This is a genomic window from Mucilaginibacter metallidurans (assembly GCF_003286435.2).
Taxonomy (GTDB): domain Bacteria; phylum Bacteroidota; class Bacteroidia; order Sphingobacteriales; family Sphingobacteriaceae; genus Mucilaginibacter; species Mucilaginibacter gossypii.
Genome location: NZ_CP043449.1, coordinates 4834021 through 4846764, shown reverse-complemented (window position 1 = coordinate 4846764; position 12744 = coordinate 4834021). Strand labels below are relative to the sequence as shown.

At 43.7% G+C, this 12744-nt stretch carries 9 protein-coding genes and 1 pseudogene; 7 read left to right on the top strand and 3 right to left on the bottom strand.

Annotated elements, in window-relative coordinates:
* The first annotated feature begins 173 nt into the window (after positions 1-173).
* From DIU38_RS34930 to DIU38_RS20405, 7 genes and pseudogenes are all read left to right on the top strand, one after another.
* A pseudogene (locus DIU38_RS34930) lies at positions 174-1084 on the top strand (IS982 family transposase).
* Positions 1085-1112: 28 nt separating this feature from the next.
* Positions 1113-1670 carry a hypothetical protein gene (locus DIU38_RS20430; RefSeq protein WP_146750325.1) on the top strand — a complete coding sequence of 186 codons (558 nt, stop codon included), beginning with the start codon at positions 1113-1115 and terminating at the stop codon, positions 1668-1670.
* A gap of 345 nt (positions 1671-2015) precedes the next feature.
* Positions 2016-4409 (top strand): gliding motility-associated ABC transporter substrate-binding protein GldG, encoded by a 2394-nt coding sequence (gene gldG, locus DIU38_RS20425; RefSeq protein ID WP_112653333.1) that lies wholly within the window; start codon positions 2016-2018, stop codon positions 4407-4409.
* A 33-nt stretch (positions 4410-4442) separates the two neighbouring features.
* On the top strand, positions 4443-5567 hold the full coding sequence (gene dnaN, locus DIU38_RS20420) for a DNA polymerase III subunit beta (protein WP_090529793.1): 1125 nt from the start codon (positions 4443-4445) through the stop codon (positions 5565-5567).
* Between the two features lie 114 nt (positions 5568-5681).
* Positions 5682-6374 (top strand): DUF4397 domain-containing protein, encoded by a 693-nt coding sequence (locus tag DIU38_RS20415; RefSeq protein ID WP_112653332.1) that lies wholly within the window; start codon positions 5682-5684, stop codon positions 6372-6374.
* An 8-nt stretch (positions 6375-6382) separates the two neighbouring features.
* Complete coding sequence (locus tag DIU38_RS20410; RefSeq protein ID WP_091173724.1) at positions 6383-7123, top strand: DUF4397 domain-containing protein; 741 nt, start codon at positions 6383-6385, stop codon at positions 7121-7123.
* A gap of 45 nt (positions 7124-7168) precedes the next feature.
* A complete protein-coding gene (locus DIU38_RS20405; RefSeq protein ID WP_091173721.1) occupies positions 7169-7825 on the top strand; it encodes a DedA family protein in 657 nt (218 codons plus the stop codon).
* A gap of 92 nt (positions 7826-7917) precedes the next feature.
* Here the strand turns inward: DIU38_RS20405 and DIU38_RS20400 are convergent, their stop codons facing one another.
* From DIU38_RS20400 to DIU38_RS20390, 3 genes are all read right to left on the bottom strand, one after another.
* Complete coding sequence (locus DIU38_RS20400; protein ID WP_167516235.1) at positions 7918-9279, bottom strand: vWA domain-containing protein; 1362 nt, start codon at positions 9277-9279, stop codon at positions 7918-7920.
* A 4-nt stretch (positions 9280-9283) separates the two neighbouring features.
* A complete protein-coding gene (locus tag DIU38_RS20395) occupies positions 9284-11395 on the bottom strand; it encodes a LamG domain-containing protein (RefSeq protein ID WP_112653330.1) in 2112 nt (703 codons plus the stop codon).
* A gap of 389 nt (positions 11396-11784) precedes the next feature.
* Positions 11785-12744 carry a zinc dependent phospholipase C family protein gene (locus DIU38_RS20390; RefSeq protein ID WP_243770908.1) on the bottom strand — a complete coding sequence of 320 codons (960 nt, stop codon included), beginning with the start codon at positions 12742-12744 and terminating at the stop codon, positions 11785-11787.

Here is a 12744-nt window from a genome sequence, read left to right as displayed (position 1 = left end):
TGCTAAACTTTTTATCACATGACTAATAAACCTATCTGCATCACATTAATTAACGTGAGTTCGGGATAACGAAAAGAAGATTATGGAAAAGATTTAGATATATAATAAATTGAATATCAATAAGTAAGCATATTTTATTATATTTAAGTGTCGAATCTAAATGATAACAATCTATGCTTACTTCTGATAAAATTATTGAAATTTTCGTTAAAGTGGATGACTTCTGCAAAGAATGTGAAGAACAAATCGCTAAACACAAGCTTGATGCAGGGAATTACAAGGTCAGAGATAGAAAAGCATCACTTGCGGACAGCGAGATCATTACTATCGTAATCGCTTTTCACAGTGGGCACTTCACCAACCTCAAGCATTTCTATATAACGCATATCTGCTCGCACTATAAAGATTTCTTTCCCGGGCTGGTGTCATATAATCGTTTTGTTGAATTGCAGCAACGGGTAGCTGTTCCGATGATGTTATTCCTGAAAACGCACTGCCTTGGACGTTCCAGGGGCATCAATTTTATAGATTCCACGCATATCAAAGTATGTCATAACCGGCGCATTCATAACCATAAAGTCTTTGCAGCGACAGCAGAAAGGGGCAATGTTCCATAGGTTGGTTCTACGGGTTTAAACTACACCTCATCATTAATGATAAAGGGGAAATACTGTCTTTTTATCTTACCAAAGGCAATGTAGATGACCGCAATGTCAAATTGATGACTTCAATGACAGAAGAAATATTCGGGAAACTGTTTGGTGACAAGGGCTATATATCTAAAGCGCTGGCCGATCTGCTTTGGGGAAATGGTATCCAGATGATTACTAAGCCGCGCAAAAACATGAAGGACTTCAATATTTCACAAGCCGATAAGATCATGCTCAGAAAAAGAGCGATCATCGAATGTGTCTATGATGAATTAAAGAATATCTGCAAACTTCAGCATACCCGACACCGCTCCGTCAACAACTTCTTAATGAACATAATGGGGTCCCTTTGCGCTTACCACTTCTTCCCTAAAAAACCTTCCTTAAATATTGTTTTCGAGGAACAAGACAATCAATTGCTTTTAGCTGCTTAAACCGAACTCACGTTAATTATATTATTTATTGTACTTTCATTTGCCGCCAAAGCACAGCAGGGCAAACAAACATCGTTGCGTAGGCACCGAAGCTATTATACCGATACGAGACAGTTATGTGGGGTCTGACTTTTATCCTCAAACAGGTTTAGGCATAAATTTAAAGCTGGAAAAGCCGATAACTTCTGCCTTTCATTTTACAGTAAGTACGGGTTTGGTGTTTACCGAGTCAGCCCCGCGTTATTTATATTTTAATGTTAATCAAGGTTATTCAAGCAACAGCTCAAACGCTTTTTACGACGACAGCTTTCATAGCATTTACGCTTATTTGCCATTAACTGCCGGATTTAAATATTACTGGGCAAAATACTTTTATGTAAATGCCGAAGCCGGCAGCGCTTTCAGCATCAATAACAGCGCACGTACCTCGTTTATATATGCAGGAGGGGCAGGGGCTGTTGTGCCTATCGGCCCTCATCACGGACTTGACTTTGGGTTGCAGTTTGAAAGAGGTTATAAAAATGTTGATCACGATCGCCCTGTCAGTCAGCTGGGTTTAAATGTTGCATATAAGTATAGGTTTTAGGATTTTGTAGTTGTCGGGCTTCTGGCCACAGATGGCCGGTTCTGGAAACGGACGGGCAGAGGCTTTAGTAGCAGATATTTAGTGGCAGTTGCAGTAGTGTTGCCCCACAAGCTCAAGAGTCCCCCGGCAAGTTCAAGCGTCCTTCGCTTGAACTACTCTTTAAAAGGAGCGTCCACGCTTTCCGGTTTAAGGTAAGCGTGGACGCTTAAACCCGCAAAGGGATTTTAAAATAATTAAATCCGATATCGAAAATCCGAAATCCGATATCTATCCCCGATATCCGAGCACACTTTGCTTTGGCGCATTATTGTTGTAATTTCGGCGCTTAATACAATATAATATAACGTGCTGAGCATCCTTAAAAAAGAAATAGTATCCTACCTCAGTTCGCTGGTAGCTTATGTTACCATCGGTGTGTTTTTACTGGTGCTTGGCCTGTTTTTGTGGGTATTCCCTGATTCAAGTATACTGGAGTACGGGTATGCCGGGCTCGAAAGCTTGTTCAGCACTGCGCCTTACCTGTTCATGTTCCTGATCCCGGCTATTACTATGCGTTCCCTTGCCGAAGAACGTAAGGAGGGAACCTTTGAACTGCTGTTTACCCGCCCTTTAAAAGATTGGGAGATAGTATTGGGCAAGTACTTTGCTTGTTTATTAATAGTACTTTTTGCTTTGTTGCCTACGCTGGTTTATTACTATTCGGTAAGTGCGTTAGGGATGCCGCAGGGTAATATTGATACCGGCGCTGTGATAGGCTCATACATTGGTTTGTTTTTATTAGGTGCTGTATTTGTGGGGATAGGTTTGTTTACCTCGTCCATCACCAAAAACCAGATCATTGCTTTTACTATATCTGTTTTCCTGTGTTTCTTTTTTTACAGCGGGTTTGATTCTATCAGTCAGCTGTTATCGCTGCAGGACCTTGGTTTGCAAAATTTAGGCATAACCCAGCATTATGATTCGGTAAGCCGTGGGGTGTTGGATACCCGCGATTTGATTTACTTCTTAGTAGCGGGGGGGATTTTTATCTGGCTTACTTTATTTGTTTTAGGCAGGCAAAGGCAAAAACGCTTATCGAATGGTATGGTTGGATTGCTTTGTGTGTTTTTTTCGCTTGGAAGTCAGGCTTATTTTTCTTTTACCCGCTTTGACTTTACTGCCGAAAAGCGTTTTACCATATCGCCTGTAAGTACAAAGATCATGCGCAGGCTATCAGAACGGGTAAAAGTGGTAGTTTATTTACAGGGCGATAACTTGCCGGGCGGCTTTAAACGTTTACAGAGTGCCACCCGCGATATGCTGAGCGACCTGCAGGCCTATAGTAAAGGAAAAATTCAGTTTGAGTTTCGTGATCCATTGAAGGGTTTAAGTAACGATCAGCAAAACGAGGTGATCCAGAATATGGCTGCCGAAGGTGTTGAGCCAACCAACCTGAGTGTTAAAACCGATAATGGTGTAACGCAAAAACTTATTTTCCCTTCGGCATTGGTATCGGCAAATGGGAAAGATATACCGGTGAAATTATTACTTAGCAGGATAGGCCTCTCGCCCGATGAGGTGCTTAACAACTCTATCCAAAACCTTGAATATGCGTTTTCGTCGGCTATAAAGAAGGCGGTTAACGGAGGCAGGCCGCAAATAGGTTTTACAGAAGGGCACCATGAACTAACAGACCTGCAACTGAATGATGCTATGAAAACCCTGGCAGATGGTTTTCAGGTAGGCCGGGTTGATTTGAATGCCATTTCCTTCGCAGACCTGCAAAAGATCAAATTGCTGGTGATAGCCAAGCCCGATCAGAAATTCAACGAGGTAGAGAAATTCAAGCTTGATCAGTATATCATGCACGGAGGCCGGGTATTGTGGACTATTGACCAGGTTAGCGCCGAGCTTGATAGCCTTCGAGGGCATGGCGGCGAGCAGCTGGCATTCCCCAAACAGCTTAACCTGGATGATCAGCTTTTCCGTTATGGGATCCGTATCAATTATGACCTGATTGCTGATATGAACTGCTCACAAATTCCTATCAGTACCGGCAATGTTGGCGGGCAGGCGCAGATCCAGATGCTGCCATGGCTGTATTACCCGGTATTTATCCCGCTAAGCAAACACCCGGTAGTGAAAAATTTGGATGGTATCAGCAGCGAGTTTGTAAGTACTATCGATATCCTCGATACCAAAAACGTAAATAAAACGGTGCTGCTAACCTCATCGCCTTATAATAAAAAGCTAACCGCCCCGCACATATTATCATTGCAGGCTTTGGAGCAGGAGCCAAATCCCAAAGATTTTCAAAGCACACCTAAAATAACCGGCGTATTATTGGAGGGCAGTTTTACAAGCGACTGGCAAAACCGCCCGCTTCCCGAAGGGCTTAAAGAGCAGGTTGCTATACAGCAGCAAAGCGTGCCCACCAAAATGATAGTGATAAGCGACGGCGATATTTTAAAGAACCAGATAGGTACCGATGGCTCGCCATATCCTTTAGGTTACGATCATTATACCCACCAAACCTACGGCAATAAAAACCTGCTGCTTAACATAGCCGACTACATGACCGACGATTCGGGATTGATAGCCTTGCGTACCAAGGAGATCAAGATCCGCCTGCTGGATAGGGCACGTATCCGCAGCGAAAAAATGTACTGGCAGTTGGTTAATACCATAGCGCCGCTGGTTTTAGTGTTAATATGTGCTATTTTTCAACATTATTTACGCAGACAAAAGTATGCCCGTTAAATTTTCTATTTTTGATAGATTAATTACAACCATATGAGATTTATTGTTTCTACCTCAACATTACTCAAACAACTGCAATCAGTAAGTGGTGCGTTAAGCAGCAGTACTGTGCTGCCGATACTGGAAAACTTTTTGTTCGAGATAAAGGATGGGAACTTGACCATTTCTGCTACCGACCTGCAAACCAGCATGACCACCTCTTTGCCAGTTGAGGCTAAAGAGAACGGCAGGATTGCAATCCCGTCGCGTATATTGTTAGAGACCCTGAAATCATTACCGGAGCAGCCTGTTGCTTTTTCGGTTGATGATAAGACCTTCGCCATTGAAATTAATGCCGGCGATGGTAAATACAAACTGAGCGGCGAAAACGGCGAGGATTTTCCAAAGATCCCTGTTGTTGAAAACGCTTCATCGGTAAACCTGCCTGCTTCAGTTTTAGCCGAAGCTATCAACAAAACCATTTTCGCGGTAAGTAATGACGAATTGCGCCCGGCTATGACAGGTGTTTACTGTCAGCTTACAACATCGGCACTTACATTTGTTGCTACCGATGCGCACAAGCTGGTTCGTTACCGCCGTAAAGATGCAAAGGCTGCAAGCACTACATCATTCATACTGCCTAAAAAAGCTTTAACCCTGCTTAAATCATCATTACCAAGCGATGATGTAAATGTATCTGTTGAGTATAATTCCACCAGTGCTTTCTTCAAGTTTGGCAATATTAACCTGGTGTGTCGTTTAATTGACGAGCGTTACCCTGATTACGAGGCGGTTATTCCTCAAAATAATCCTAATAAATTAAATATCGACAGGCTTACTTTCCTGGGTTCGTTAAACCGTGTGGCTATTTATGCTAACAAAACCACGCACCAGGTAAGGCTTAAAATAAATGGCAGCGAGTTAAATATTTCGTCAGAAGATATTGACTTTGCTAACGAGGCCCACGAGCGTTTAAGCTGCCAATATGAGGGCGAAGACATGGAAATTGGCTTCAATGCAAGATTTTTAATAGAAATGTTGAAGAATTTAAGTTGCGAAGAAGTATCTTTGGAAATGTCAACTCCAAACCGTGCCGGCTTGTTGCTGCCACAAGGCGGAGATGAGAATGAAGATGTGCTGATGCTGGTTATGCCGGTGATGCTCAATAGCTATGCTTAAGTGTAAACTTAAATTATAAATCCAAAACTAAGTCCGGTAACATAAAACCGGACTTTTTTTGTTCAACACCCAATACCAAAAATTACAGTAAGCAGTTATAGCTTATAATTGTATATGAATATAAAGGTTAAAGTTTTATTGTTGATAGCCGCGGCAGGTTGCTTTGCATCGTGCAAAAAAAACAACGATAAACCCGATGTGGTTGATTCGTCAACATCATCGTTAAATGTTATTAATGCTACTTTCAACAATGTTAACGTTTATCTTAATGGCACAAGGGTAAACAATACAACAACTTTTTATCCGGGAGGTACGCTTGGATATATTACTGTTAAAGCGGGTACACAAAATTATTCGGTTAAGTTGGATGGGCCTAATAATCCCAATCCGCTGTTTAGCCTACCCCTAACCTTAAGTAAGGATTCGGTGTATTCATTTTACATAGCCGGCAATTCAACAGATCAGGTTTTTAAAACTACCGACATCATAGCTGCAGATACAAATAAGGTACCATCTGCTAAAATCAGGTTTGTAAATGCTTCGCCGGATGCCGGGAATATAAGCGTGCATTTTGAAGGTACAACTGCTGCCTTAGATACCGAAAAGGTAAAGGACCTTGCTTTTAAAGGTACCTCGACGTTTTATTTGGTAACGCCCGGAGAGCACAATATGGCGCTGCATTCGGCGGCGTTTTCGGGCACTATTGTAAGGGATACAGTGCAGCTTGTAGGAGGAAAGGTGTATACCTACTACGGTTTTGGTAATAAAAGCACAGGCCTGGCAACCGGCCTGTTCATCAATCAATAATTACATTAATGGCTAATAAAAATAAAAGCAAGGTACTGGTTTCGTTTTTTATAGTTGTGCTATGCGGACTTTTCATCTGCGCTGTTTCTTCGTGCGGTAAGGGGGGCAATGCATCATCAGTAGGCCTCAATACCCAGTTTCAAATCGTCAATTTAAGTCCCGATATCCAGCCGGTATACCTTTATCAGCATTTTATCAGGTATAATACCACTACCTATACTTATCCAAACAGTTCGGGATATTTTTACCTTTCAACACTTGAACCGCCGTTACAGTTACGTACAGCTACCGCGGCGCCGGTTATTTTGCTGCAATTTGATACTACGCTTAAAGCCAACAGGAAATACACGATGTTTATAACCGGCTTCAGAAAGGATAGTTCGTTTGTTAGTTCATTTATACTATCTGATAGTACCGGTTTGCCAGCCATAGGTAAAGGAAAAGTAAGGTTTGTGCATACTTCACCCAATACCTCAGCCCTGGATCTGCGGGCTAATGACACCCTTGTGGTTAGAGGTACTACCTTTAACAAGGTATCTAAATACGTTGAACTTACTGCCGGTAATTATAACTTTACCATTACTACGACCCGAACGCCCACGACAATAGAAACAACCCTGCAAAATGTAACTATACAGGACGGCCGCGCCTACACCATTTATACCAAAGGTATTGTTGGCAGCGCCGACTCATTAGCCTTTGGCGCGGGGGTACTTACTAATAATCTGCTTAGTAAGACACTTCAGTAGCTGCGTTTTGTTTAATATTTATATTTTTGGGCAAAATTTTAGCCTGTGGAAGTAATAAAAAGCATAATCGACTTTATACTGCATATTGACAAGCACCTGGTACAAATAACCAGCGCTTACCAGGGATGGACTTATCTGATCCTTTTCCTGATCATATTTGCCGAAACAGGTTTTGTAGTAACTCCTTTTTTACCCGGCGATTCACTGCTGTTTGCAGCTGGCGCGTTAATAGCCGGTGGTAGTTCGGGTTTGGATATCTGGCTGCTGGGCATCATATTAATTGCCGCTGCCTTTATCGGTAATACGGTGAATTATCTTTTAGGCAACTATTTAGGCCCTAAAGTTTTTAAAGAGGAAAATAAGATCCTCAAGCTCGAATACTATCTTAAAACCAAAGCTTTTTTTGATAAACATGGCGGCAAGGCGGTGATTTTTAGCCGTTTTATGCCTATTATCCGCACTATCGCACCTTTTGTGGCCGGTGTTGGCAGGATGCCTTTTTTAAAGTATAGCCTTTATAACATCGTCGGCGGTGCATCATGGATCATTGTGTTCCTGTTTGCGGGTTACAAATTAGGGCAGGTACCGGTGATAGCTAAAAACTTTTCGCTGGTAGGGGTAATCATCATCCTCATCTCGATATTGCCGCCCATCTTTGCCGCTATAAAAGGCCGTAGCGCCAAGGTTTCTGAGGGGCAATAAAAAGCTTTTTCAATATTTCAAATATCAAAAGCCTGTGCAGGATATAATTCCCGGCACAGGCTTTTTGTTTATTAAACAGGATGGTGGTTTATTCAATCGCCATCGGTAACCACTACATTAAAGCGACGACTTCTGGAAAAAGGCGTTTTGGATTTATCTGAAAATCCGGTTACTTCCAGTTCTACGGTGTAACTTCCGGCCTCGTGCGTTTCATGTATAGTACCGGCGTATCCACCTTGCTTTGCCGCTGACAGGATACTCCCGCCCTTTATGTGCGGCAAAAGGTCCTCCTCCGTCAGCCGCTGCCTGTAAAGCAGATCGAGCTTCGCCAAATCGGGATGTTGTATAGTGTCCATTGTTTCTTCAGGCAGCTTTATATTTTTAAGGTCCGATGCATAAGCTTTAATTGCACTATGCTGACTTAGTTTGGGACGGGTAACCAAAGCACGTATTTGTTGTCCGGTTATCGGCTTTCCATCATCCGTTAAATGTGCGTGATAAGTAATAGGCTGTCCTTTGCGCACAACAGAGGGTGCATCAACTGTAAGCTGAAGCGGAGCGGCATTGCCTGAAGGTGCATATTCAAAGGCACCGCCTGTCAGGCCCTGCGGGGTTGTACCACCATACATGATCTGGATATACCATAGGCCTACCGCCGGGTTAGGAATGTTAAATACTACATAGGCCCCTCCCTGTAAGGTAGGCATTGGTGTAATTACCACGCCGGCCGGCGTTACAAGTGTTACACTTAATTGATTAAGTCCGGGCTGGCCGTTTGTGAACGTATAATTAGGATCACTCCATACAACCGAAAACTGTCCAAGGTCGTTGCCTGCGGATACGGTGGCCGGAATCAGCAGGTAATCATAGGCCTGGGCTACCTTGTATCCGTTTGCAAGTAATTGTGCAGCAGGAGTTTGTGCCCTGATCTGGTTGTAAATTTGCATCATGTTGAAAACATAGGGGGCATAATAATACTGACCGCCGCTCTGGGTTGCAATTTGCTGCATTAAGTTTTGGTCAGACGCCGGCCCCATTGCACATGAATATACGGGAGGGGTGCCGGCAGGTAATGGCAGGGGATTGGTGCCGCAGTTTTGATAACCGTCAGAAAGCAGCACCAGGCCTTTATTTACACCGGCAGGAGCACTTGAAAGCATATTTACAGCGGTTTGAAGCCCTCCGCCCATATTGGTGCAGCTTCCGGTGAAACTTAGGTTTTGTACAGCTGCAGCTGCTGTAACCGGTACGGTAAGGTTTTGGTCAACCAGTGTCAGATTGTAGGTTACTCTTCCGTTAACGTCATAAGAAGCAACGCCAATATAATCGCCCGGGAGCGCATTGTTCAGGAAAGCTTTGGTATCGATGACTGTGATTGCGACATAATTTGAAGATGTCATGCTATATGAAGTGTCTACCACAGGTATAGCGACAACAGGTGTTGAAGTTGGCATGGCTTTATGAATTAAAAGAAGGTGAAACATTAGTTGATTGGAGAAGCTGACCGCATGCGGTATTGTATTTAAGTGAAAGTATGGTAAGCTGAGTAGCCCATACAATAAAGCCGGCAAGTATGGCGGCTGCTTCCAGGCCCGTTACTATGGCTATTACTTTACGAAGGATCCAGAATAAGGCATACCATCCTGCGGATGTCAGCACAAATTTGATAATGGTCCACATTAAGCCCTGCTGATATACTACACCTACAAAACCAATGGCGGCTGTGGCGCTGATTGCTTTTCCGGCCATCGAGCTCATGGCGTTCATTACTGTTTGGTTTGCACGGAGCAGGTTATAAATACGCGTGGCGATATTGCCGGTGGTAGGTGCCAGCCCCACAGCCTGAAGGAAACCTACAGTAAGCGCAAAGATGAATTGGATCCACCAGAGCGTACAGTCTGATTCGGCGCCTATAGCCCCTTCGTAAACAAGCATATCTGCTTTTACACCATGGTAAATAATACGGGTTATTCCATTGGTATCGGTGCGGGTAAAAACGCGGGACAGGTTGGCATTTTCGTCAAACATTTGCCGGGCTTTTTCATAAGCGTTATCAAACTGCTGGCGAAAGCCTTCTGTTGCCGGGCCTCCGTTTTTACTGCCGAACCAATCTTTAAATTGTGACCAGCTTTCCTCTTTATGATCTTCGGTAAAAACTTTGGGCTGGCTGGCAAATAGTATGTCTGTAGGTGGCGGTACAGGAGTTTCCACGTTTTGATTGAGATAAATAGCGTTGATGGATTGTGGGATGCCCAAAAGCGCAATCTGCTCAGTGGTTAAAACGTTTACGGTTTGGAGCTGCTGCACGGCACCATTATCCAGTTCAAGGGTTGATTTGTCGGTTGTATCTATCGGTGGGTTAACGGTGAAATCAAAATTTGAAATTAAACGGTTATCGGTTATCACGTCATTGTACATCCATTGAACAATTTCTGATTGTTCCAAACATACATTCCAGATGCGCAGGTTTTGGATAGAACCGCCGAAGTTGTCGATGATATTTCCGTTCGAATCGTATTGGGCGCCTACGAGTACATGCCCGTTTGGAACCGCGGTAACCGGCGAAGGAAAATAATCGATAGCCTGAAGGTTACCGTTTACGTACAAGCTAAGGGCTTTAACATCGCTATCATAACTTAGTGCAAAATGATAATAGCTTAGCGGCAAAACCGAGGCTGCTGATGCTAAAGAAATACTGTCGCTGTTACGCTGGCCTATAACCTGGTTGTTTTGATAGCTTACTTTGTATTCCCATGCGCCGTTCAAACCGTAACTTAACAGGATACCGTTGCTGCTGCTGCCCGGGAAGAACCAGCCTTCAATGGTGTAAGGTGCGTTTCCGGGAATGCTGTATTCGGGAAAGGAGCCGCAATCAACATAACCATCCGCTCCCAGTACAACAGATGGAACATTGAACGCGTATTGTACATTGTTTTTGAAATTAAGGGCTATATTATTTCCGGAACTGTCTACCCCCGGCATTTCCGAAAAGTCGCTGTAAAATATAAGGTTGGGATTTTGGACAGCGCTATAATTATTTACCTGTACCGAATCATTTAGGATATCCTCAGCATCACGCACGCTGTTCCAGATCATAATCCTTCCAAGCTGGCCCTGTAGGTACCAGATCGGGCTACTCTGCTGCATTACAGCCCCCAGCAGCATATTGGTACCGCTTGCAGGCAGCGTTCCCGAAAAGGTGCTTTGCGCAACAGCCACGCCATCAACATAAAGCGATAAACTGGAAGTTGTACCATCAAATACAGAGGCCAGGTGGTGCCATTCGTCGACAGTGATGGGTAAAGTCGATTTGATCAGATACGGTGCGATGCCTACATAGGCGTAAACATAACCTGATTCAAGAAATAATTGGTATTGTCCGCCAACCGCATTGTCAACATTGCCAACTACGGATTGAAATCCGTTCAGGCTCGACACGTTTACCCAGGCCTCCAGGGTAAAGGAGGTTAAATTGTTTAGTACGGTTGGTGTACCGCAATCTACATAAGCGGTGTTTCCGAGTTGCAGCACACTTGATGCCCATCGTGGTGCTAAAGTTAAATTTGCCATAAGATGATAGTTTATAGATGTAAATATTCAGTGATATAAAACGCCAGTCACTCGATATGGCCTCCTGTTTATTTAATTCTCTATTAGGTTTAGGGCTTGTGGCTAAAAGGGGAGGTCAAATCAACTTCCTGATTGATTTAACTAAGTTAGGAGGGTTGTAAACCGGGTAATAGCGTATAAATACCTAATGGAAAAATTGCGTATAAATACCATGATACCGGGAAATGAAGCAGATGAGGCAGCAATTTCTAATGATTGATTATGCTGCCATTTTACGATTGTTTCAGATAAGAAAGGTGATAACCGGTGTTAGCCCTTTCGCTGTTTTCGTGGAGCTGATGCGGAGAATATAAAGAAGGCAGGGGAAGGTTGCCGGGTTTGATCGTTAACTATTTTATTATTAATGCTTTGCCTGATCGGTAAAGCATTTCTTCTTGCCGAAGCTTTGCCTTTTGTTCGATGCTTAAAGGCTGTGCGATAAGCTTGCTCAGGTCCGGCTGCCCTGCATCAACCCAGGCCGAGTACCAGAAACTACCTACGGAAAGAATAGATGCCCGCATTTGCCTTGCCACCATCCCCTTCAGCATTTTGTGATAGGTCAGGCTATAGGCCACGGAGTAATCGGTAATTTGCTTTTTTCCATGCTGTACCAACGCGTACTTTTTGTCCTGCGGGTAGGTTTTGTTCAGGAGGCGCTCAAAACGTAAAACGGTATCAACGGTTTTGTAACTAGCCTTGCATATACGGAATGCTTCGTTCAACGGGTTTTCAATATACCGGGCCTTGCCAACGTAGTAATTATAATGATCGGCAAATAACTCAGGCAGGCGGCTTTCCCAAAGGGCATGGATGCCGGTTTGCCCCGTAAGCTGGCCGTTGTAGTTTTGGGTTAGGTGCAGCGGTACGTGCGCATCGGCAATATAATGCCCTAAATAAGCAGATGCATTGAGGATAGCCGTTGTATCATGGGCTTTGAAAGCCCGTACCAGCCTGTAATACTGGTACTGAATGGTCCAGGGAACAATGCCGTATTTAACCATGGTATCTTTTGAGTATTTGGCAACGGCATCCTTCCATTTTTTAGGCATAGCCTCAAAGGGTTTTTTGCCATAACGGTCAGCATCAAAGAAATGGCGTGGCGCTTCTGATGAGTCAACATAGCGGCGTTTGTCGGCACTTACGGCATGTTCGGTTATATAATCGATATTGGACCTGTAAAAACCAGACATGGCCTTCGGTAGCGAGAAAACTGCCAGCCGGTTAATACGATAATGTGCAAAGAATCCCCATGATGAGCATAACATGATTAAACAGGTACCAGTTATGCTTAAAATTATGCGGCGGTTCAT

Excerpts from the sequence above, each read along its gene's own strand:
- dnaN (WP_090529793.1), top strand. The coding sequence starts at position 4,443 with ATGAGATTTATTGTTTCTACCTCAACATTACTCAAACAACTGCAATCA.
- DIU38_RS20415 (WP_112653332.1), top strand. The coding sequence starts at position 5,682 with ATGAATATAAAGGTTAAAGTTTTATTGTTGATAGCCGCGGCAGGTTGC.
- DIU38_RS20410 (WP_091173724.1), top strand. The coding sequence starts at position 6,383 with ATGGCTAATAAAAATAAAAGCAAGGTACTGGTTTCGTTTTTTATAGTT.
- DIU38_RS20400 (WP_167516235.1), bottom strand. The coding sequence starts at position 9,279 with ATGCCAACTTCAACACCTGTTGTCGCTATACCTGTGGTAGACACTTCA.
- DIU38_RS20395 (WP_112653330.1), bottom strand. The coding sequence starts at position 11,395 with ATGGCAAATTTAACTTTAGCACCACGATGGGCATCAAGTGTGCTGCAA.
- DIU38_RS20390 (WP_243770908.1), bottom strand. The coding sequence starts at position 12,744 with ATGAACCGCCGCATAATTTTAAGCATAACTGGTACCTGTTTAATCATG.